The following is a 22,554-nucleotide window of genomic DNA, read 5'->3' on the forward strand; positions in this document are numbered from 1 at the left end:
CATACAGCTTACGGCATATAGCTCTGAAGGATACGCAAGATGCACCAGTCATCTCTGATAGAAAGCAATATCAACGAATACCTCAAGCAGCACGAAAGCAAGAGTCTGCTGCGCTTTATCACCTGCGGCAGCGTGGACGACGGCAAGAGTACCCTGATCGGGCGCTTGTTGTTCGAGTCCAAGATGCTGTTTGAAGATCAGCTCGCCGCCATGGAGGCCGACTCGAAAAAGTACGGCACTCAGGGTGAGGACATCGACTTTGCGCTGCTGGCGGACGGCCTGGCCGCCGAGCGCGAGCAGGGCATTACCATCGACGTGGCCTACCGCTTCTTCTCCACCGACAAGCGCAAGTTCATTGTGGCCGACACTCCCGGACACGAGCAGTACACCCGCAACATGGTGACCGGCGCCTCCACCGCCGACGCCGCCATTCTGATGGTGGATGCGCGCAAGGGCATTCTCACCCAGACCCGCCGCCACAGCTACCTGATGTCGCTGCTGGGCATTCGCCAGGTGGTGGTGGCCATCAACAAGATGGATCTGGTGAACTACTCGGAAGACACCTTCCGCAAGATCAAGGAAGACTACGCGCAATTTGCCGAGCAACTCAACCTCGACAACATCACCTATATTCCCATGTCGGCGTTCAAGGGCGACAACATCGTTGAGCCCAGCGCCAACATGCCCTGGTATCACGGCACCACCCTGATGGGCTACCTGGAAACCGTGGAAGTGGACGACACCCGCATGCAGCGCGCGCCCTTCCGCCTGCCGGTGCAGTGGGTCAACCGCCCCAACCTGGACTTCCGCGGCTTTGCCGGCACCATCGCCAGCGGCGTGGTCAAACCCGGCGATCGCATTCGCGTGCTGCCGTCGGGCAAGGAAAGCACCGTGGATCGCATTGTGGTGCACGGCGGCGATCTGCCCGAGGCGGTAGCCGGTCAGTCGGTGACCCTGACCCTGAAAGATGAAATCGACATCTCCCGGGGGGATGTGATCTCCACCGCCGAGGCGCCGGTGGAAACCGCCGATCAGTTCGAGTCCACCCTGGTGTGGATGCACGAAGATCCACTGCTGCCGGGCCGCCCCTACCTGCTGAAGATCGGCACCAAGACGGTGACCGCCTCGGTGACCGACATCAAGTATCAGGTGAACGTCAACACCCTGGAGCACGTGGCCGCCAAGAAGCTGGATCTGAACGGCATTGCGGTGTGTAACCTCAGCCTGGACCGGGCCATTGCCTTTGACGACTACCAGAGCAACAAGGACACCGGCGGCTTTATTCTGATCGACCGGCTGTCCAACAACACGGTGGCCGCCGGCATGCTGCACTTCTCCCTGCGCCGCAGCCAGAACATTCACATGCAGCACGTGGACGTGAACAAGGAAGCGCGGGCGCTCTCCAAGGGCCAGAAACCGGCGGTGCTGTGGTTTACCGGCCTGTCCGGTGCCGGCAAGTCCACCATCGCCAACCTGGTGGAGAAAAAGCTGCACGCGCAGGGCAACCACACCTACCTGCTGGACGGTGACAACGTGCGCCACGGCCTGAACAAGGATCTGGGCTTTACCGACGCCGACCGGGTGGAGAACATTCGCCGGGTGGCGGAAGTGTCGAAGCTGATGGTGGATGCGGGCCTGATCGTGCTCACCGCCTTTATCTCGCCGTTCCGCGCCGAGCGCCGCCTGGCCCGGGAGCTGCTGGAAGACGGTGAATTCATCGAAGTGCACGTGGACACCCCGCTCAACGTGGCGGAAGAGCGCGACGTGAAGGGACTGTACAAGAAGGCCCGCCGCGGTGAGCTGAAGAACTTCACCGGCATCGACTCCGCCTACGAGCAGCCGGAGAACCCGGAAATCCGTCTCGACACCACGGCCATGAGTGCCGACGAAGCGGCGGATGCGGTGATTGCCGTGCTGAAAGAACGGGGAATTATTACAGGATAAAAAACAGCAGTCAGTTAAAGCGTAGGTTGGCGATGAACGAAGTGAATCCCAACATTTATGTCGCCAGCCGAATGGACTCCGGCCTTCGCCGGAGTGACGTTAAAAGGAAATAGAATGTCAATTACTCAGGAATTGCTTAATCAGGTGGATGCATTGGCCCGCAAGGCCGGTGCCGCCATTATGGAAATTTATGGCCGCGACTTTACCGTTGAGCAAAAGGAAGACAAGTCACCGCTTACCGAAGCAGACGCCGCCGCCCACAACATTATTGTGAACGGTCTGGCCGAGCTTTCTCTGAAGGCACCGGTGCTGTCGGAAGAAGACACCGCCGGCTTTGCCGGGGCCGATGAACATGGCCGCTACTGGCTGGTGGATCCACTGGATGGCACCAAGGAGTTCATCAAGCGCAACGGCGAATTTACCGTCAATATTGCTCTGGTGGAAAACGGCAGGCCCGTGCTGGGTGTGGTCTATGCACCGGCGCTGAATGTGGGTTATACCGCCGCCGAAGGCCTGGGGGCCTTTAAAGCCGAGGGCAATGCCGCGCCGGTGGCAATTCGTGTGACTGAACATAAAGCTGATCAGCCCTGGCGCGTGGTGGGCAGCCGCTCTCACGCCGGAGACTCCTTGCTGCAGTTGCTGGAAAAACTGGGTGAGCACGAGCTGGTGGCCATGGGCAGCTCGCTCAAGCTGTGCCTGGTGGCCGAAGGCGCCGCCGATGTGTATCCGCGTCTTGGCCCTACCTCGCTGTGGGACACCGGCGCTGCCCAGTGTGTGGTTGAGCAGGCCGGCGGCCAGGTACTGCAACTAAACGGCGAACCCCTGAGCTACGCAAACACCAGGGAAGTGCTCAACCCCTACTTTCTGGTGCTGGGCGAGAATGACGTGAACTGGCCGGCACTGTTTGCCTAAACAAGAAAAAGGGGTCGGAGTCATTTTAAAAATGACTCCGACCCCTTTTTTAATGATTGAGCCTTTTATGCTTCTAACCACCTCTTTCGGCATCTGGCGCCAGCGCCGGGTGCTTAACGTTCTGCTGGCGCCCCACTCCCTTGGGCTGATGCCTGACAACAGCCCCGCCGCGGTGGTGGGCTGGGGCATGAAGCCCAACACCGAACGCGCCCGCCGGCTGGCAGAGCGGCGCGCCCTGCCCTTCTGGCAGCTGGAAGACGGCTTTATCGGCTATATCGGCCACCCGGCCGGTGGCGGCCACCGGCTGTCGCTGATTGTTGATAAGGTTGGCGTGTATTACGACGCCACCCGCCCAAGCGCCCTTGAGCACATGCTGCAGAGCCTCGACTGGTGGAATGACGACTGGCAACAGCGGGCCGGGGCGCTGCGCCAGGCTCTGGTTGAGCATGGCATTACCAAATACAACTGCTATGCCGGCAACACATTGCCGGCGGCAGTGGCGACCAGGCTGGATAATGCTCGCCCCAGGGTGCTGGTGATTGACCAGACCAGAGGGGATCAGTCGGTGCGGCTGGGGCTGGCCAGCGAGCAGTCATTTGCCAATATGCTGACCGCCGCCAAGGCCGAAAATCCGGGTGCCCAGATTATTGTGCGTACCCACCCGGATGTGCTGCTGGGCAAAAAGCTGGGCTATTTAAACGATGTGGGTGACGATGTGCTGTTGCTGGCCGACAGTGTGAATCCCTTTGCACTGATGGCGCAGGTAGACAAGGTGTATACCGTTACCTCTCAGCTGGGCTTTGAAGCGCTGCTGGCCGGCAAGCCGGTGGTGTGCTTTGGCGCCCCCTTTTATGCCGGCTGGGGCGTGACCGACGACCGCATTGCAGTGCCGCGCCGGGGCGAGCCGCGCACCGTGCCGCAGCTGCTGGCGGCGGCCTATCTGCGTTATTGCCGTTATCTGGATCCGATCACCGGTGAGCGTTGTGAGCTGGAAGATGTGCTGGATTTGATTTTGGCGCAGCGTTCACCGGTGCCGCCGGTGGATGAGTTGTATGCAGTAGGGTTTTCGCTGTGGCGACGGCGCTTCGCGCCCCGTTTTTTAAGCCGTTACGCCAGGAAAGTGACCTTTGTTAACCGTATTCCCGACGCCATGGATTCCCGCTTTCGCGGGAATGACAATAAAGCCGTGCTGGTATGGGGCCGCCGGTTTGAATCGCAGCTGGCGAATTGCCCGCTGCCGGTATGGCGCATGGAAGACGGCTTTTTGCGCTCGGTGGGGCTGGGCTCGGATCTGCGTCGGCCGGGCTCACTGGTAATAGACCCTGTTGGCATCTATTACGATCCGCGCACACCCAGCGCCATTGAACATTATCTGGGTCACCACGACTTCTCTTCCCTTGAGCTGAGCCTGGGCGAGCAGTTGTTAACCCATTTTCGCGAGCAGGCGCTCACCAAATACAATGTGGGCACGCGCAGCCGGCTTGACTGGCGGAAACAGGCCAATGGCCGACCGGTGCTGCTGGTGCCCGGCCAGGTGGACGACGATGCCTCGGTGCAGCTGGGCAGCCCGTTCGTGGCCGGCAATGCCGCCCTGCTGCAGGCGGTGCGGGCCGCTCATCCGAATGCCTTTATCATATTCAAACCGCACCCGGATGTGGTGAGCGGCAACCGCAAGGGGCAGGTGCCGGAAAAGGTACTGAAGACTTGTGTGGATCTGGTGGAAACGGACGCCGGCATTGTGGACTGTCTGGACGCCTGCGATACGGTGCATGTGCTTACCTCCCTTACCGGGCTGGAGGCGCTGATCCGGGGCAAGCCGGTCACGGTGTGGAGCCAGCCGTTTTATGCCGGCTGGGGACTGACTACCGATGTGCACCCTGTAGCGCGCCGGGGCCGCGCCCTGCCCCTGCCGGCGCTGGTGTATGCCACCTATGCCTGGTATCCCACCTATGTGGATTATCAAACCGGCCTGTGCAGCACGCCGCAACGCTTCGCGCGCCAGCTGGCCCGGGAGCGGGAGCAGTTCAAAGAGCCGGACAACCGGGTGCTGCGGCTGGTGCACCGCCGGCTGCGCAAGGCGCGGTTTTTGTGGGAAGCATTGGCCCCTTTGGGGAGCTTTAAGCGGTAAACTGTCAGCTAAGAAAAAGGGGTCGGAGTCATTTTTAAAAATTGACTCCGACCCCTTTTTAAGAAGCACAGAAGTGAACATGGAGCAACTGGCAAACACTGTGAAGCTGGCGCGCCAGCGCTCTGATATTGCTGCGCTTTGGCTGTATGGCTCCCGGGCCAGAGGAGACCATCACGCCGGTAGCGACTACGATCTGGCAGTGGTATTTACCCACTGGGAGCCGGATGCTTTATCTCGCCGGCTCAGGCCGAAAGAAATAGCACTGGACTGGCAACACAAGCTTGCCATGCCGGAAGGCACCATCAGTGTGGTGGACTTGGCCATAGCTCCCGTTCCCCTTGGCTGGAGTGTGCTGAGCCAGGGCAAGCTGTTACTGGATCTGTCCCCTTCTCACCGCATGCAGGCAGAGCAGCGCATTTATTCCATGTGGGAGCTGGATTACGTTCATGCCCACAACGCCGGAGAACAACATGATTAACACCGGTCAAAATTCCTACCTGAATGCGCAAAAAGAACATGTCGACTAGTGCGAATTGGATCTGGCTGAGCTGAAGCTGCGGCTACAAAAAGAGCCCTGGAGCCGCTTTGAGCAAAGAGCTGTGGAGCGAACGCTTCAGGTGCTTATAGCGTCCTGTATTGGTCTGGCCAAACACTGGGCAAAAAAAGAAACCGGTATGGCCAGTAACGAGGCGCTTACTGCGTTCAACCGGCTGGCTGAAAAGGGGGTGATCGACAAAAGCACGCCCTGGCGCAAGGTTATCGGGCTTCGAAATGCACTGGTGCATGACTATCTCGAAGTTGACCCGACCATTGTGCATGACGTGATTTTGTTATCATCAAGCGCTTATCGACTTTGCTCGTTTGGGGATCAAGGCGCTAAGCTGAAAGAAAAAAGAGGTCGGAGTCATTTTTTACAAGCGTCGTCATATCTGCAGCATCGGCGTTGTCTGCTCCGGCGGCTGAAGCGCCGGCTACAAACACCTCGAAACAAAAAACCCGGCGCATGGCCGGGTTTTTTGTTTATTTGCTAAAGGGTTATCAGCCCAGCAGCAGACGGTTGACCCGGGCCACGAAGGCGGCGGGATCTTTCAGGCCGCCCTGCTCGGCCAGCTGGGCCTGCTCCAGCAGCAGGTGGGACCATTCGTTGAACTGCTCGCCTTCTTCCAGGCTTTCCAGCTTTTTCACCAGACTGTGCTCAGGGTTCAGCTCGAGAATGTATTTCTGCTCCGGCACCGGCTGGCCGGCGGCGCGCATCAGCTTGATCATCTGGGTGCTCATGTCGTGCTCACCGGCCACCACACAGGATGGGGTGCTGGTCAGGCGGTGGGTCAGGCGCACTTCCTTCACCTCGTCACCCAGGGCGGTTTTCACCCGCTCCAGCAGCGGGGCCAGGGCTTCCCTGGCTTCTTCCTGGGCCTTTTTGGTTTCCTCGTCGTCCAGCTCGCCCAGATCCAGCTCGCCCTTGGTCACCGACACAAACTGCTTGTCTTTATAGTCGCTCAGGTGACTCATCAGCCACTCGTCCACGCGCTCCCACATCAGCAGCACTTCAATACCCTTCTTGCGGAAGATTTCCAGGTGCGGGCTGTGGCTGGCGGCGGCGTAGCTGTCGGCGGTGATGTAGTAGATCTTGTCCTGACCTTCCTTCATGCGCTCGATGTAGTCATCCAGCGACACGGTCTGGGCATCGGAGTCGGTGTGGGTGCTGGCAAAGCGCAGCAGGCCGGCAATCTGTTCGCGGTTGGCGTAGTCTTCCGCCGGGCCTTCCTTCAGCACGTTGCCGAATTCTTTCCAGAAGCCCTGATATTTTTCAGACTCGTTTTTGGCCATCTGCTCCAGCATGGACAGTACCCGCTTGGTGCAGGCCTTGCGCAGCTGAGCGGTGATCTTGTTGTCCTGCAGGATCTCGCGGGACACGTTCAGCGGCAGATCGTTGGAGTCGAGCACTCCCTTTACAAAGCGCAGGTAAGTGGGCATGAACTGCTCGGCGTCGTCCATGATGAACACCCGCTGCACGTACAGCTTGAGGCCGTGCTTCTGCTCACGGTTGTACAGGTCAAAGGGCGCCTTGGCAGGCACATACAACAGGCTGGTGTATTCCTGGTTGCCTTCCACCTTGTTGTGGCTCCAGGCCAGAGCGTCCTGCCAGTCGTGAGAGATGTGCTTGTAGAACTCCTGGTATTCCTCGTCGGTTACCTCGCCCTTGGCGCGGGTCCACAGCGCGGTGGCCTTGTTTACCTGCTCCCACTCGCCCTCGGTGGCCGGTGAGGTGACCTTGCCGTCTTCGTCGGTCTGCTCGGGGCTGCCGTCCTTCCACATTTCCACGGCAATGCTGATGTGATCGGAGTACTTGCCGATGATGCTGCGCAGGCGCCAGTCGTCGAGGAACTCCAGCTCACTGTCACGCAGGTGCAGGATCACGTCGGTGCCGCGGCCGGTTTTTTCAATGTCGGCCACGGTGAAGCTGCCGTCACCGTCCGACTCCCAACGCACGCCCCGATCGGCACTTTCACCGGCGGCCCGGCTCAGCACGGTAACCTTGTCAGCCACGATAAAGGCGGAGTAGAAGCCCACGCCGAACTGGCCGATGAGCTGGGAGTCCTTGGCCTGATCGCCGGACAACTGGCTGAAGAAGGCCTTGGTGCCCGACTTGGCGATGGTGCCCAGGTGTTCGATCACCTCGTCCCGGGTCATGCCGATGCCGTTGTCGGAAATGGTCAGGGTCTTGTTGTCCTTGTCGATGACCAGGCGCACCCGCAGGTTGCCATCGTTCTCGAACAGGTCGCTGTTGGACAGGGCCTTGAAGCGCAGCTTGTCGGCAGCATCGGCAGCGTTCGACACCAGCTCACGCAAAAAGACCTCTTTATTGGAATAGAGGCTGTGCGCCATCAGGCTGAGCAGCTGTTTGACTTCGGTTTGAAAACCATGGGTTTCGGTATGCACGGCTTCGGTCATCTTGATGTTCCTTGCTTGGTTTAACCTACAGTCGAAAAGATGGGGGTGGTGCGACGGTTTTCAAGGGTGGAAAAGAGAAAAACGTTAGCACGGGAGAAGGAAGAGGATTCAGCCGACGGAGTCCGTGCGGCAGGTTTTAAGCGCTCTTGCGAGCGCTAATGCAGGCAGGCCGCCTGCGCACCATAAGAACAATACGCCGGAAGTTTGGAGCGCGGGCGGCTCGCCCGCAGTTTGACGCAAAGCGGCAATGGGGTTCAGTAATAACTCTCCCCCCGTTCGGCCATTTGCCGCAGCGACTCACAGGGCGTAAAGCGTTCGCCGTATTTACGGCTGTATTCCTCCATTTTGGCGATAACGGTTTCGAGTCCCTGCTGGTGCATGTAATGAAACGGGCCGCCGGCAAAGGGCGGAAAGCCAATGCCGAACACGGCGCCGATGTCGCCGTCCCGGCTGGATGCCACCACGCCCTCCTCCAGCGCCAGCGCCGCCTCGTTCAGCATCAACAGCACGCAGCGTTCGGCCATGTCCTGCGCCGGCAACCGGGCCCTGGGCACCACGCCCAGCAGCCGGTACAGGTCGGGATCGGCGGGCTTGCCCTTTTTGTTGAAGGCGTAAAAGCCCCGGCCGTTTTTCTTGCCCAGGCGGTTGTCGTCCAGCAGCCTGCCGAACGCCGCCGGCGCCCTGAAGCGATCGCCCAGCTCGCGTTCAAGCACGGGCGCGATTTTAGCGGCCACGTCGATGCCCACTTCATCCAGCAGGGTAATGGGCCCCACCGGAAAGCCGTAGTCCACCAGCGCCCGGTCGATGGCCTCAATGGGTTCGCCTTCCAGCAGCAGCCGGACCGCCTCGTTGATATAGGGCGCCAAAATGCGGTTCACATAAAAGCCGGCGCTGTCCTTGACCACTATCGGCGTTTTCCCCTGGGCCCGGGCCAGCTTCAGCGCCGTGGCCACGGCTTCCGGGCTGGTACCGGCGTGGGGAATGATCTCGGCCAGGGGCATTTTCTCCACCGGGCTGAAATAGTGCAGCCCCAGCACCCGCTCCGGACGCTTGGCGCCTTCGGCAATGTGATGAATGGGCAGCGACGAGGTATTGCTGGCAAACACCGTGTGCGCGGGGCAATGGGTTTGCACCTCTTTTACCATTCGGCGCTTTACTTCCAGATCCTCAAACACCGCCTCCACCACCACATCGGCCCGCTCAAAGCCGCGATAGTCCAGGGTGCCGGTAAGCCGGGCCAGCTGCTGGTGCATCTCGGCCCGGCTCAGCTGCCCTTTCTTCACCTTGTCGCTGAGCAGGCGGTGGGCCGTGGCCATGGCCTGGTTAATGCCCTTGTGGTTAATGTCCTTGATGCGCACCGGCAGCCCGGCCCTGGTGGCGGTCACACAGGCTATGCCACCACCCATCAGGCCGCCGCCCAGCACACCCACCCGGTTTAACGGGTCAGGTTCGGCGCCCTGATAGCGGGTTTCCTTTTTCAGGGCGGTGGTGGCAAAAAACAGATGGCGCAGGGCCGCCGACTCGGGGGTCATCACCAGCTCGCCAAAGGCGGCGGCCTCGGCTTCCAGCCCGGCCTGTTTCCCCTGCTCGCAACCGGTGCGCACCACCTCCAGCAGTTTTTCCGGTGCCGGGTAATTGCCCCGGCTCTTGCGGCGAAGGGTACTGAGCGCCCGGTCAAACACCAGCTTGCGCCCCAGCGGGTTGCCCTCCAGCATAAGGGATTTAAAATTCCTCGCGCCGGAGCGGGCCGGTTTGCCCTGCTTCGCCATGGTCATGGCGGTGTTCAGCAGAATGCTCTCGGGCACACAGTCATTCACCAGCCCGGCCTTCAGCGCCTGTTTGGGGCGCAGTTGTTTGCCGGTGAGCATCATGTCCAGCGCCCGCACCAGCCCCACCTGATGAGGCAGACGCTGAGTGCCGCCGGAGCCGGGAATCAGCCCCAGTTGCACCTCGGGCAGGCCCAGGCGGGTAATGTCGTCGTCGCTGCATACCCGGCCATGGCAGGCCAGCGCCAGCTCCAGCCCGCCGCCCAGGCAGGGGCCGTGAATGGCGGCGATCAGGGGAATGTCCAGCGCTTCCAGTTCGTTGCACAATGCCTGCCCGGCCCGGGACAGCGCCATGGCCTGCTCGATGGTTTGGCAGTCATCCAGCATGCGCACGTCGGCGCCGGCAATAAAGGAGCCGGGCTTGCCGGAGCGCAGCACCAGCCCGGTGATGGCGGGATCCTGGCGGATCTCGGCCAGCAATGCGCGCAACTCACCGGCAAAGGATTCACGCAGGGTATTCATGCGCTCGCCGGGCACGTCCAGGGTGATAATGCCAATGCCGTCGTCCAGGCGCAGGCTAAAGATGTGTTCGCTCATTCGGCTGCCTCCAGTACCATGGCCACGCCCAGGCCGCCGGCGGCGCAGGCGGTGACCAGGGCCAGACCGCCGCCCCGGCGGTTCAGCTCGTTCAGGGCTTGGGTGATCATGCGCGCGCCGGTGGCGGCAAAGGGGTGCCCATAGGCCAGCGAGCCGCCCAGCACGTTGAATTTGCTCATGTCCACGCTGCCAATGGGCGCGCTTAGGCCCAGCTCGTGTTCGGCAAAGTGGCGGCTGTCAAAGCACTGCAGGTTGGCCAGGGTCTGGGCGGCAAAGGCCTCGTGCATGTCAATGAGATCCAGGTCGGACAGCGAGCAACCGGCCCGGGCCAGGGCGGCGGGGGTGGCATAACTCGGCCCCAGCAGCATGTTGTGGCGCACGCCAATGGCGGCGTAGGCGTGGCTGCGCAAATAGCCCAGCGGCCTGAGCCCCAGGGCCCTGGCCCGGCTTTCGGTCATCATCAGCATGGCGGCGGCACCGTCGGTCAGGGCCGTGCTGTTGCCGGCGGTGACGGTGCCGTGGCGTTTGTCAAAGGCGGGCCTGAGCCGGGCGTAGTCGTCCGGGCCGGCGTCGGGGCGCAGGGTGTTGTCCTGCTCCACCGCCGCTTCAAAGGGCGGCACATGGGCGACCATCACCTCGTCATGCAGCCAGCCCTGCTGCCAGGCTTCGGCGGCAAGCCGGTGGGAGCGACGAGCGAACTCATCCTGCGCCTGGCGGGAAATGCCGTGGCTCTTGGCCATCTGCTCGGCGGTCTGCCCCATGGTCAGGCCGGTGGAATACTCGGCAATGGCCGGCGGCACCGGCGCCAGATCCTTGAGTCTCAGCCGGCGCACTATGGCCCACTTCTGCTTCAGGGTCCTGGCCTTGCTGAGCGCCAGCAGCGCATCGGCAAGCCGGCGCGACACGCCAATGGGCAGCACCGACGACGAGTCGGCGCCCCCGGCAATGCCCACCTCCACCCGTCCCGCCAGCATCGACTCGGCCAGGCTGGACATCGCCTGAAAGCTGGTGGCGCAGGCGCGGGTAACGCTGTAGGCGTCGGTGCTCACCGGCAGCTCGGTACCGAGCACAATTTCCCGGGCGATGTTGGGGGCACTGGGCATCTGAATAACCTGGCCGAACACCAGTTGCTCAATCTCGCTGGCCGGCACCGGGGCCCGGGCCAGCAGCTCGGCCACCAGCATGCAGCCCAGATCGAGCGCCGCCATGCCGTTGAACACGGTGGCCTGACGGGCAAAGGGCGTGCGCAGTCCGGTGACGATGGCAATGCGATCCCCGTGGCGGGTGGTAAGGGGAAAAGTCGACGACATGGGCGCTCCTTGTCCTTGGGGTAGCTGGAAGTTCGACCTCACTGCATAGTAGCAACGGTAAAAGCGGTTTCAAACAGGTGTCTGACACCCGGCCATTCCGGCAGACCGGCACACGGCGGTCGCACCAGGCGGGAACAGTGGTTAGACTGAACATCAGGCTCCCACACGGGGTAAGTGATGATTTCCATATTCAAACGAAAGCAACAGGGGCAAAACGCGGTCTCCAAAAGCATGATGATAAAACAAAAGCGTTACGAGGCTCTGGTGTATGCCCTGCATGGCGATCTGTTCCGCTATGCCTTCTGGCTGTGCCACGACCGGCAGGTGGCTGAAGACCTGGTGCAGGAGACCTTTTTGCGGGCCTGGAAGGCGCTCGACAGCCTGAAGGAAGAAAAAGCCGCCAAGGCCTGGCTGATCACCATATTGCGCCGGGAAAATGCCCGCCGCTTTGAGCGCAAACAGTTCGATCTGGTCGACATCGAGACCACGGCGGTGCCCGATCGCAAATCGCCGGGGCTGGAGCAGGACATGGAAAACGAATGGCTGCGCCGGCATATTGCCGGGCTGGCCCCCGAATATCGTGAACCGCTGTTGCTGCAGGTGATCGGCGGTTTTAGTGGAGAAGAAATTGCCGGAATACTGGATTTGAACAAGAACACCGTAATGACCCGCCTCTTTCGCGCCCGCAACCAGTTGAGAGAGGCCCTGGAGCAAGACAAACAAGCAAGAGGTCTCAGCAATGGATGATCTGGAATTCCGCCGCCGGGCCTATGCGGATCCCGATGACAAAAGCCCCGAATTTTTATCCGCCTGTGCCGCCAATGCCGGCAACCGCCAGTTTCTGGACGAGATGAAGGCGTTCAACCGCAAGCTGTCCCACGCGCTGGCAGAGCCGGTGCCGGCGGCCCTGCCCGACAAGCTCATGTTGTCGCACCTGCTGCGCCAGCCCGATCGTCATGTTCCCGGCTGGCGCCACCTGGCCGTGGCCGCCTCGGTGGCCTTTGCCCTTGGCTTTACCACCCGCTTTGTGACCTTTTCCCCCCAGGCGGCGGCCGAGCCGCCCTCGGTGTCGCAGGTGGCCATGCAGCACGTATTGCGGGAAATGCCCTTCACCCATTACATCGACGAGGAAGTGACCCTCACCACGGTCAACGCCAAGCTGCGCCCCTATGGCACTCAGCTGCACGACATGGCGGAAATCGGCAAGGTGTATTATGCCAACCATTGCATGTTTGCCGGCGGCCCGGCGGCTCACCTGGTGATTCAGGGCGAGCACGACAGGGTGCATGTGTTTCTGGTCCCCATGGAGCGCGTGATGCAACTTGAGCCGCGCTTCAGCGAAAACAACCTGCACGGCGAAGTGATGCCCATGAGTTACAACCGGCTGGTGGTGGTGAGCGATCGCCGCGAGGATGTTCACCGCATGGCCCAGAAGGTCAAGGCATCGCTGGAAAAGGCCATTTAATCCCGGCTCCCGGGGAGCTGTCGCTCCCCTTCACACTTTTCCATGCTCGTTCCGTTCGGCGCCATACTACTATAAGAGTTGCACCCGCTTTTGGTGTAACATTCGGGCCCTCGCTCACACGGACGCCATTAATGCTGTTTGCAACAACAGGAACGCGCTATGACCATTGAACTCCCTATTCTCATTACCTTTGTCGGCTACCTGGTGCTGACCATGCTGATTGGCGTGGTCGCCTACAAGGCCACCAGCTCGCTGAGCGATTATATTCTGGGCGGTCGCCGCCTGGGGCCGGGCGTGGCCGCCCTCAGCGTGGGCGCCTCGGACATGAGCGGCTGGCTGCTGCTGGGCCTGCCCGGTGCCGTGTATCTGCACGGCATCAATCAGGCCTGGATTGGCATTGGCCTGGTGATCGGGGCCTGGCTCAACTGGCTCTTCGTGGCCAAGCGGCTGCGGGTGTATACCGAGCAGGCCAACGACTCCCTGACCCTGCCCGACTTTCTGGAAAACCGGCTGGACGATAAAAGCGGCCTGATCCGCGTGATCTCGGCCCTGACCATACTGGTGTTTTTCGTGTTTTACACCTCCTCCGGTCTGGTGGGCGGCGCCATTCTGTTTGAAAAGGTGTTTGGCCTGTCTTACCTCACCGCCCTGTTTGTGGGCGGCGCGGTGATCGTGAGTTACACCTTTATGGGCGGTTTTCTGGCGGTGTCCTGGACCGACTTTTTCCAGGGCATTCTGATGCTGCTGGCGCTGGTGATCATGCCCTGGGCGGTCATGAACGAGCTGGGCGGCATGGAACAGACCATGGCCACCCTGGATGGCATGGGTGAGCACAAGCTTGACCTGTTCCATGAATTTTCGCTGCTGAGCGGCCTCAGCCTGATGGCCTGGGGCCTGGGTTATTTTGGCCAGCCTCATATTCTGGCGCGCTTCATGGCCATTGACTCGCCCCGCTCGGTACCGCTGTCGCGCCGCATTGCCATGAGCTGGATGATTCTGTCGCTGCTTGGTGCCCTGGGTGTGGGCCTGGCCGGTGCCGTGTATTTCAGCGGTGCGCCGCTGGAGAACCCGGAAACCGTGTTCCTGGCCCTGGCCAACGCCGTGTTCAACCCCTGGGTGGCCGGCTTCCTGATTGCCGCCATCATGTCGGCCATCATGAGTACCATCGACTCCCAGCTGCTGGTGTGCTCTTCCGCCCTGACCGAAGACTTTTACAAACGCTGGCTGCGCCCCCAGGCGAGTGATTACGAGCTGGTATGGGTCGGCCGCCTGGCGGTGCTGGCAGTGGCCATTCTGGCGCTGGTGATCGCCATGGATCCGCAAACCACAGTACTGGGCCTGGTCAGTTATGCCTGGGCCGGTTTCGGCGCCGCCTTTGGCCCGGTGATCATTCTGTCGGTATTCTGGCCGCGCCTCACCCGCAACGGCGCCCTGGCCGGCATTATTCTGGGAGCGCTGACGGTGATCGGCTGGAAGCAGCTGGAAGGCGGCCTGTTCGACCTCTACGAAATCGTGCCCGGCTTTGTGGTCTGTGCCCTGGCCTGCATTCTGGTCAGCCGCGCCGACAAGGAGCCCTCCAAAGCCGTTGTGCTGAGTTTCCGGCGCATGGAATCCGACCTTTAAGGGTTGATTTTTCTCACAAAAGAGGCCTCCAGGCCTCTTTTTTATAAACACCTGTTTTACTTTCCTGTAACTTCTTTCTAATCTGGCCTCTGGCAGGAACTGTTTGCTTCTGCCGGCCGCGTTTAAGCTGTCGCGCCCTTTGTTCCCCCCCCACACAGCGAGAGTGCATTATGAGCAAAAAGACGTTGACACTGTCGGTGCTGACCGCCTCGATCGCCCTGGCCACCGGCCAGGTTCAGTCGGCGGCATTTCAGCTGGCGGAGCAGAGCACCAGCGGCCTGGGCCGGGCCTATGCCGGCGAGGGGGCCGCCGCCGACAACGCCGCCGTGCTGGGCCGCAACCCGGCCGCCATGACCCTGTTTGACCGTCCGGCGCTGTCGGCAGGCGCCGTGTATGTGAATCCGGAAATTGATGTGGAAGGCAAACCCACACAGCAACAGGCCGCGGGTGCCAGTCAGGCAGGCCTGCCTACCCAGTCCAGCGATATTGCCGACGATGCGCTCGTGCCCTTTTTCTATTATGTGCAGCCCATTAATGGGCAATGGGCCGCCGGCATTGGTGCCTTTACCAACTACGGCCTGTCCACCAGCTATCAGGACAATCACTATGCCGGCCCGGTGGCGGGCAAAACCGCCCTGACCACCCTTAACCTGAATCCCAGCCTGGCTTATCGGGTGAATGATCATCTGTCGCTGGGCGCCGGTTTTAATGCGGTTTATGCGGATGCGGAGCTGATAAGACATAAAGGGATTGCCAGCCTGCAACCACTGCCCGCTGGCTTTGGTGGTAATGCCACCGATGAGCTGGTTCGACTTGCCGGCGACGACTGGGGCTATGGCTGGAATATCGGTTTGCTGCTGGAAGCGGATAGCGATAACCGCTGGGCACTGAGCTACCGCTCGGAAATTGACTTAACGCTGGAAGGCCAATACAGCAGTGCTCTGCCCAACGGGGTACCCTGGGGCCCAAATAATCCGGCCGGTACCGGGGGGAATGCCATTCCCGGCAAGCTGGATTTAACCCTGCCCGCCATTGCGGAATTATCGGGTTTCCATCAGGTTAATTCCCAATGGGCCCTGCATTACGGCCTGATGTGGACCGAATGGAGCAGTTTTGAAGAGCTGCGCGCACTGGGCAGCGACGGCAATACCTTGTTTCAGAAGGATGAAAAATTCAGAAACAGCTGGCGCGTCAGCGCCGGGGTCACCCATTTCATGAACGATCAATGGACCCTGCGCGGCGGCCTGGCCTACGATCAATCGCCGGTGCCGGCAGCCACCCGCAGCATTTCCATTCCGGATGTGGACCGCACCTGGTATACCCTGGGCGCCGGCTATGCACTCAATGCACGCCTGAGTCTGGATGCCGCCCTGGCTTTTCTGAAAGGCGGCCAGGTAGAGGTAAATGAAATGCCTTACCGGTTTACCTCCGGTGGTGATGCCTGGCTGATGGGCCTGCAGCTGAATTATCGGTTCTGAGCCCCCTCGCAAACGCCCTTGTCCATAAAAACGCCAACCGGCGTTTTTATTTTTTCTCTAGCCAACTTGGTCTGACCCAATTGCTTCCTGTATATTACGGCGTTCGGTTTTATTGTGGTGTTTTCATGGACAATTACAGTTTCGTCGCGCGCCAGGCCATCCTCGATGTGAATGGCAACCCGCTGGGTTATGAACTGCTGTTTCGGCTTGGCCTTGAAAATCGTTTTCCCGACATTTGTGCCGAGCAGGCCACCCGCCGACTGATTGCCGAGCAATTTCTCAGTGAAAAAATCGACGATCTGGTCGGCTCCGCCATGTGCTTTGTCAACTTTCCCGAAACCTTGCTGGAAGAAGGGCTGGTGGACGGACTGAAACAGCACAACATGGTGGTTGAAATCCTTGAAAGCGCCAAACCCACCGCCCGCCTGCTGAAGCGGGTAAAACAGCTGAGCGCCATGGGCATGAAGGTGGCGCTGGACGACCACGTGCCGGGCGAAGGCTGGCACGAATTTCTGCCCTACCTCGACTTTATCAAACTGGATCTGCGCCAGTTGTCACTGGAGCAGTGCCGTCACCTTATTGAACAATATTCCTGTTTCGGCTCGTTGCGCTTTATCGCGGAAAAGGTGGAAACCCGGGAAGAATTCGATGCGGCACGGCAAGCGGGATTTCATTATTTTCAGGGGTATTACTTTCAGCAACCCCAGGTCATTAAACGCCGCCTGCTGACCACGGATGAAGCCACCGCCTTTGAACTGCTGGCCGCGGTCAGCGAGCAGCACATCGACTACGATCGCCTGACCGCGCTGTTCAGCCGGGATCTGCCCCTCACCTACAACCTGCTGCGTTATGTCAACAGCCTGCACCTGGGCTACAAACGCCGCAGCATTGAAAATCTGCGCAATGCCATCGTCTACCTGGGTCAAGAGCAACTCAAGCGCTTTACCGCCATGGTGATGACTGCCTACATCAGCAAGAAGAAAAACCGCGAGCTGTATCGCCTGTCCATTGTCCGCGCGCGCTGGTGCGAGCTGCTGGCCGGGCACCTGAACAGGGACATGGCCGACGATGCCTTTATGTGCGGCCTGTTTTCACTGCTGGATGTGCTGCTGGAACGCCCGCTGGCGGACATTCTGCCCCAGTTGCCGGTGTCCGATGCCGTGCGCCAGGCCCTTGAAAGCGGCAAGGGACAGCTGGGCTTTTTGCTCGCCACCATACGCGAGCATGAGCGTGCGGACTGGACCAGGCTGCAGCAGCGGCTCGATTTCATGGGCATGAAACCCGACATCAACGCCCAGTGCTACGAAGAGGCCGTGCGCTGGAGCAACCGCATTGCCGCTCACCAGGAGTAGCCTCCCCCCTTTCTGTCTGTTTTCAGGCTGGCGGCTCCCGATGGCCCACGGCCACTCCGCGGTGACCGTGGGCCGGCACCGAGGCCCTCAGCGCCGTCGCAGGCCCCAGAACCCCAATACCAGTGCAAAGACCAGGGCCGAAGCCGCAAAGCCCGCCAGCAGGCTGCCGGTCGCGCCCAGGGCAAGAAAACCGGCAATGCTGACCAGCGCCATCGACAGGGCATAGGGCAGCTGGGTCATCACATGGTCAATGTGATGGCAGGAAGCGCCGGTGGACGAGAGAATGGTGGTATCGGAAATGGGCGAGCAATGATCGCCAAACACGGCACCGGCCATGACCGCCGCCATGCCGGGCAGCAACATCTGGGCGTCGATGGCCATGGTCATGTCGGCGGCAATGGGCAACATCACGCCAAAAGTGCCCCAGCTGGTGCCGGTGGCAAAGGCCATGATGCCCGCCAGCACGAACAGAATGGCCGGCAGCACATAGAGCGGCAGATTTTGCTGCACCAGTGACGCCAGGTATTTACCGGTTTCCAGCTCCCCGATAAGCCCGGCAATAGCCCAGGCAAACAGCAGAATGTAAATGGCCGGCAGCATGCCCTTGAGCCCCACCATCAGGGTGTGCCACCAGTCACGTCCCGTGGTCCGCTCGCGCACCAGGGCCATGGCGCAGATCACCAGACCGGCCAGGCCACCGGCCACCAGGGAACGGCCCACATTGGTATTTTCCAGCGCCCCCAGCAGGCTGAACGCCTGCCCCGCCTCGCGCAGCACCAGCGCACCGGTCCACAGCAGACCGGCCACGGTCACCAGCGTCAGGCCGCCAATGGCCAGCAGCAGATCCGATACCCGTCCGCCGGATACCTGATGATCGTGCACACCGGGCGGTGTGCCCTTGGCTTGATCAAACAGCTCGCCGTTCAACGCCCGGCTTTCATGGATTTGCATGGGCCCCAGATCCCACTTTCCGCGAATCACCAGGATCACCATCAGCAGGGTGAAAATGGCGTAAAAGTTCATGGCGCCCATGGTCATAAAGGCCGCCAGCGGACTCTGACCGGTCAGGCCATAACCGGCCAGAATGCCGCCGATAAGCGCTATAATATAGGCTCCCCAGGAAGACACCGGCATTAATACGCAGATGGGCGCGGCGGTGGAGTCCAGCAAATAGGCCAGCTTGGCGCGGGAAATGCCAAAACGATCGGTAACCGGGCGACAAATGGTGCCTACCGACAGACTGTGAAAATAATCATCGATAAAAAATACAAACACCAGCAATCCGGTCATGGCCTTGGCCTGGCGCCGGCTCTTGATGTGTGCCTGGGCCCATTCAGCAAAGGCATGGGTGGCACCGGCCCGGCTCAGCATGCTGATAATGCAGCCCAGCAACAACAAAAACAGCAATATATTGACGTTCCACTCATTGAGTGCGCCATCATTCCAGAACAACGAGAAGACCTTGCTCGCCACATGGGAAAAGGCGGCCAGCGGATTGAATTGCTGCAACAGCAACGCCGCCAGCACAATACCCAGCCCCAGGGAGAAGAGCACCCGGCGGGTAACAATGGCCAGCAGAATCGCCAGCAAGGGAGGTAACAAGGACCAGACACTTTGAATAAACGGATGAGCTTCCACAGCGGCACCTGAATGTTGAGTTACAAAAAAACCACCAGGAGCAGGAAACCGAGCCGTCTCGTCCTATCTTTCCCAGCAGTAGCGCATCACGACCACTCGTCATGACAGTATCAGCCCTTTCGGCACTGATCCCAGCAGGGGCTTGTTGATAAAAGCCACCACTTCGGCAACGCATCCTTTCAACCGGGGTAAACGGCATCACCCTGTTCCGGCCTACTGATAAGCGCTGCACCTCTACGCAGGTAAGTTGGCGGATTTTACTGCCTTAGCAGGAAAGATCAACATAACAAACTACTTTGTTAGCATATTGTTAGCACAGATGGCGAAAATTTCTCATTTTGTGAGAAACCAGCGTTTCAGTCCGACATGGCGCCAACATTATCTGCTGACAGGGCTTACGCCAGTCATCAACGGTAATATATTTAATATGATTCTCAGCCAGGGAATATCCTTGCATTTTGCAATGAATATAAAACTCATTTTGACATAATCAAAGTCCACTTTGGTTTAAAGGGGAATGAAGAAATCAATTTACTTGCAACCATGCAACTCTGACTGTAAATTTAAACCATTAAAACGATTACAAAGATACCAAGGTGAACAAGATGACCGATTTTCTGAAAACCCTGCTCAATATTCGCAGCCTGCGCGCCGCTGCCCGCGAACTGACCATGGAACAACTGGAAGAAGCCCTGAGCAAACTGACCATGGTGGTAGAAGAACGCCGCGAATCCGAAGCCGAAGAGCGCGCCAAGGCGGAAGAAAAAGAACGCAAGCTGAAAGAATACGCCAATATGCTGGCCGCCGATGGCATTGATATCAGCGAACTGGCCGAAGTGGTTGAGCCCAGCAAGAAAGCCTCGGCACCGCGCAGCAAGCGCCCGCCCAAATACGCCTACACCGACGAAAACGGCGAATATAAAACCTGGACCGGCCAGGGCCGTCAGCCTGCAGTGATCAAAAAAGCCATTGAAAATGGCGGCTCACTCGAGCAATTCCTGATCAACAAGTAACCGTCAGCGGTTATCAAAACGGGGCCCCTGAGGCCCCGTTTTTTTATTGCTTTTAACGCCTTGTACTTCTATTGCGGCAATAGATGACGTACAGGCATTTACCATACCATGCCGGTCAACCCTGGTTTCCGTGCCCATCGGTCCCTGCGCTTCTCAGGAGGTCAACAGCCCGTAAAGCGCCAGATCCAGGCCATTGTGCTTCAGCTCATACACCAGCGCCAGCTCGGCGCCCAGCGCGCCCTCGGGCCAGCCCCGGCGCTCCATCCAGCACAGATAGGCCAGGGGCAGCCGCAACAGCGGCTGGCCCCGGTATTTGCCGTAAGGCATGGGTCTGCGAATAATGCGCAGCAGCCCGGCCCTGTCCAGGCCGGGCGGCAGAGGCTCAGCCATGCAGGCCGGCATTGATGGCCGCCAGCGCGGCGGCGGGATCGGCGGCCTGAGTGATGGGACGGCCAATAACCAGGTAGTCGCTGCCGGCCTTGAGAGCCAGCTCGGGCGTCATGATACGACGCTGATCACCGGCATCGCTGCCCGCCGGCCGAATGCCCGGGGTGACCAGTTTAAAGTCCGGGCCCAGCTCGCTTTTCAGCAGGCTGGCTTCCTGGGCGGAACATACCACGCCGTCGAGGCCGGCAGCTTGAGTGAGCCGGGCCAGCGCCAGCACCTGCTCGGCCGGGGAGCGCAGCACGCCGGTCTGGTTCAGTTCGTCGGCGGTCATGCTGGTCAGCACGGTCACCGCAATCAGCAGCGGCGCCTTGTCGCCATAGGGCGCCAGCGCGGCTTTGGCCGCTTCCATCATGCGGCTGCCACCGGAGGCATGCACGTTCACCATCCATACCCCCAGCTCGGCGGCGGCGGCCACGGCCTTGGCAACCGTGTTGGGAATGTCGTGAAACTTGAGATCCAGAAAGACATCAAAGCCGCGAGCTACCAAGTCCCGTACAAAGTCGGGGCCAAACAGGGTAAACATTTCCTTGCCTACCTTGAGCCGGCACTGGGCCGGATCCAGCCGGGCTACCAGGGCCTTGGCCTGCTGCTCATCGGCAAAGTCAAGGGCGATCAGTACCTTGGGATCGCTGTGGTGTGATGTTTGCATGAGTTACCTTTTCTTTTTTGTGAGGGGTGAGGAGTCAGTGGTGAGGAGAAAAAACCGGTGTTTCTCTCCCCTCACTCCTCACGCTTCACCCCTGTCGTAATTTATTCGCCGTCGAGGCCGCGCACCGGCTTGATGGTGCCCCACTGCTTGCAGGACGGACACTGCCAGAACAGGCTGCGGGCCGAAAACCCGCACTGACCACAGCGATGACTGGGCTTGGCCTTGATCTGCTCGGCCACCAGGGCTTTCAGCATCTCCAGGCTGGCCCGGGCCCTGCCCTGCTCGGCATTGGCGGCATGGTAGGACATCAGCCGGTAAAAGCCCTTCATGGTGGGGTAGCGCTGCAACTGCGCCAGCACCAGTTGCTCGGCACTGACCTGACCTTCCCGCTCGGCCACCCGGTCTGCCAGCATCAGCACGGCGCTGGCGCCGCAGTCTGCCGCTACCCACTGCTCCAGCAGGACGGTAAAAGCCTCGTCCTGACCCAACTGATGATAACAGTGCTGCAGACTGGCCAGCACCTCACTGGCAAAGCCCGCGTCCTGCTCCATGACCTGCTGCAGGCAGGCTGCGGCCTGGCTCCACTGCCCCGCCGCCATGTAAATGGCTCCCAGCCGCATATTGGCGCGCACGCAGCCGGGATCGGCCCTGAGTGCCTTTTTCAGATCACTGATGGCGCCCCTGCTGTCCTGACGCTGCCATTTCTGCTCGGCCAGCTCACAGTAGAAGTGGCCCATGGGCACCAGCGCCTTGCTGCCCAGGCGCTTCTTCAGCCGCGCGGCCACGGCAATGGCCTGCTCCCAGTCACGCAGTTGCTGATAAAGGGTCATCAGCAGTTCCAGGGCATCCTGCTCGTAATCGGGATCGTCTTTCAGCTCATTCAGGATCTGCTCGGCCCGATCCAACAGGCCGGCGGCAAAAAAGTCCCGGGCCAGCTCCAGCATGGCCAGATGACGTTGCTCCAGCGAGAGGCTGGGCCGGGCGATGAGGTTCTGGTGAATGCGAATGGCCCTGTCTACCTCGCCACGGGTGCGGAACAGGTTGCCCAGGGCCAGGTGGGTTTCTATGGTTTCGCTGTCGACCTGCAATAACTCAATAAACAGGTCGACCGCCTTGTCGGGCTCATCGGAAAGCAAAAAATTCAACCCGGCAACATATTGCCGGGAGAATTGACTGGATTGTTTCTGCGCGTCCTGACGAACTCCCCTGCGACCCATATACCAGCCATAGGCCGCCGCCACCGGAAGCAGCAGAAACAGCAATTCCAGCATGAAGTT

At 60.2% G+C, this 22,554-nt stretch carries 18 protein-coding genes and 1 riboswitch; of the genes, 11 read left to right on the forward strand and 7 right to left on the reverse strand.

The genetic code is table 11. The features are described 5' to 3' along the window. Positions 1 to 39 precede the first annotated feature (39 nt). The 5 genes from cysN to hepT all read left to right on the forward strand — a co-directional run bounded on the left by cysN (position 40) and on the right by hepT (position 6,015). Positions 40 to 1,944 (forward strand): sulfate adenylyltransferase subunit CysN, encoded by a 1,905-nt coding sequence (gene cysN / locus PU634_RS08825; RefSeq protein WP_306760437.1) that lies wholly within the window; start codon positions 40 to 42, stop codon positions 1,942 to 1,944. Between the two features lie 114 nt (positions 1,945 to 2,058). Next, entirely contained in the window at positions 2,059 to 2,856 is a 798-nt protein-coding gene (gene cysQ / locus PU634_RS08830; protein ID WP_306760438.1) for a 3'(2'),5'-bisphosphate nucleotidase CysQ, read from the forward strand. A gap of 67 nt (positions 2,857 to 2,923) precedes the next feature. Continuing rightward, positions 2,924 to 4,984 (forward strand): capsule polysaccharide biogenesis protein, encoded by a 2,061-nt coding sequence (locus PU634_RS08835; RefSeq protein WP_306760439.1) that lies wholly within the window; start codon positions 2,924 to 2,926, stop codon positions 4,982 to 4,984. Positions 4,985 to 5,063: 79 nt separating this feature from the next. Beyond that, positions 5,064 to 5,462: a type VII toxin-antitoxin system MntA family adenylyltransferase antitoxin gene (gene mntA / locus PU634_RS08840; RefSeq protein WP_306760440.1), complete on the forward strand. Its 399-nt coding sequence runs from the start codon at positions 5,064 to 5,066 to the stop codon at positions 5,460 to 5,462. Between the two features lie 55 nt (positions 5,463 to 5,517). After that, positions 5,518 to 6,015, forward strand: coding sequence for a type VII toxin-antitoxin system HepT family RNase toxin (hepT, locus tag PU634_RS08845; protein WP_306760441.1), 498 nt, complete (start codon positions 5,518 to 5,520; stop codon positions 6,013 to 6,015). Between the two features lie 7 nt (positions 6,016 to 6,022). Here hepT and htpG read toward each other — a convergent pair whose 3' ends face one another. The 3 genes from htpG to fadI form a co-directional block, all read right to left on the reverse strand. Beyond that, entirely contained in the window at positions 6,023 to 7,939 is a 1,917-nt protein-coding gene (gene htpG, locus PU634_RS08850) for a molecular chaperone HtpG (protein ID WP_306760442.1), read from the reverse strand. 254 nt (positions 7,940 to 8,193) lie between these two features. Beyond that, the gene (gene fadJ / locus PU634_RS08855; RefSeq protein ID WP_306760443.1) at positions 8,194 to 10,302 is read right to left on the reverse strand and encodes a fatty acid oxidation complex subunit alpha FadJ; all 2,109 of its coding nucleotides are present in this window, start codon (positions 10,300 to 10,302) and stop codon (positions 8,194 to 8,196) included. Next, positions 10,299 to 11,612, reverse strand: a complete 1,314-nt coding sequence (fadI, locus tag PU634_RS08860) for an acetyl-CoA C-acyltransferase FadI (protein ID WP_306760444.1) — start codon at positions 11,610 to 11,612, stop codon at positions 10,299 to 10,301. The genes fadJ and fadI overlap by 4 nt, the downstream gene beginning before the upstream one ends. A gap of 231 nt (positions 11,613 to 11,843) precedes the next feature. On the opposite strand from fadI, the gene PU634_RS08865 reads away from it, so the two are divergent. From PU634_RS08865 to PU634_RS08885, 5 genes are all read left to right on the forward strand, one after another. Beyond that, positions 11,844 to 12,359, forward strand: coding sequence for a sigma-70 family RNA polymerase sigma factor (locus tag PU634_RS08865; protein WP_306760445.1), 516 nt, complete (start codon positions 11,844 to 11,846; stop codon positions 12,357 to 12,359). Then, positions 12,352 to 13,077: a DUF3379 domain-containing protein gene (locus PU634_RS08870; RefSeq protein WP_306760446.1), complete on the forward strand. Its 726-nt coding sequence runs from the start codon at positions 12,352 to 12,354 to the stop codon at positions 13,075 to 13,077. Before PU634_RS08865 ends, PU634_RS08870 begins: the two co-directional genes overlap by 8 nt. A 159-nt stretch (positions 13,078 to 13,236) precedes the next feature. Beyond that, positions 13,237 to 14,700: a sodium/proline symporter PutP gene (gene putP / locus PU634_RS08875; RefSeq protein ID WP_306760447.1), complete on the forward strand. Its 1,464-nt coding sequence runs from the start codon at positions 13,237 to 13,239 to the stop codon at positions 14,698 to 14,700. 170 nt (positions 14,701 to 14,870) lie between these two features. Beyond that, positions 14,871 to 16,178: an outer membrane protein transport protein gene (locus PU634_RS08880; protein WP_306760448.1), complete on the forward strand. Its 1,308-nt coding sequence runs from the start codon at positions 14,871 to 14,873 to the stop codon at positions 16,176 to 16,178. Positions 16,179 to 16,303: 125 nt separating this feature from the next. Then, the gene (locus PU634_RS08885) at positions 16,304 to 17,530 is read left to right on the forward strand and encodes an EAL and HDOD domain-containing protein (RefSeq protein WP_306760449.1); all 1,227 of its coding nucleotides are present in this window, start codon (positions 16,304 to 16,306) and stop codon (positions 17,528 to 17,530) included. Between the two features lie 87 nt (positions 17,531 to 17,617). Here PU634_RS08885 and PU634_RS08890 read toward each other — a convergent pair whose 3' ends face one another. Then, positions 17,618 to 19,168 (reverse strand): Na+/H+ antiporter NhaC family protein, encoded by a 1,551-nt coding sequence (locus PU634_RS08890; protein ID WP_306760450.1) that lies wholly within the window; start codon positions 19,166 to 19,168, stop codon positions 17,618 to 17,620. A gap of 71 nt (positions 19,169 to 19,239) precedes the next feature. After that, a riboswitch (Lysine riboswitch) is annotated at positions 19,240 to 19,413 on the reverse strand. 360 nt (positions 19,414 to 19,773) lie between these two features. Between PU634_RS08890 and PU634_RS08895 the strand changes: the two genes are divergently transcribed. Next, positions 19,774 to 20,181, forward strand: a complete 408-nt coding sequence (locus PU634_RS08895) for an H-NS family histone-like protein (protein WP_306760451.1) — start codon at positions 19,774 to 19,776, stop codon at positions 20,179 to 20,181. A 153-nt stretch (positions 20,182 to 20,334) separates the two neighbouring features. Here the strand turns inward: PU634_RS08895 and PU634_RS08900 are convergent, their stop codons facing one another. The 3 genes from PU634_RS08900 to lapB all read right to left on the reverse strand — a co-directional run bounded on the left by PU634_RS08900 (position 20,335) and on the right by lapB (position 22,548). After that, a complete protein-coding gene (locus tag PU634_RS08900) occupies positions 20,335 to 20,571 on the reverse strand; it encodes a DUF3820 family protein (protein ID WP_306760452.1) in 237 nt (78 codons plus the stop codon). Further along, entirely contained in the window at positions 20,564 to 21,277 is a 714-nt protein-coding gene (pyrF, locus tag PU634_RS08905; RefSeq protein WP_306760453.1) for an orotidine-5'-phosphate decarboxylase, read from the reverse strand. Before pyrF ends, PU634_RS08900 begins: the two co-directional genes overlap by 8 nt. Before the next feature lie 101 nt (positions 21,278 to 21,378). After that, the gene (gene lapB, locus PU634_RS08910; RefSeq protein ID WP_306760454.1) at positions 21,379 to 22,548 is read right to left on the reverse strand and encodes a lipopolysaccharide assembly protein LapB; all 1,170 of its coding nucleotides are present in this window, start codon (positions 22,546 to 22,548) and stop codon (positions 21,379 to 21,381) included. Between the last annotated feature and the right edge of the window lie 6 nt (positions 22,549 to 22,554).

The organism is Oceanimonas pelagia (assembly GCF_030849025.1).
In the GTDB taxonomy this organism is placed as follows: Bacteria; Pseudomonadota; Gammaproteobacteria; order Enterobacterales; family Aeromonadaceae; genus Oceanimonas; species Oceanimonas pelagia.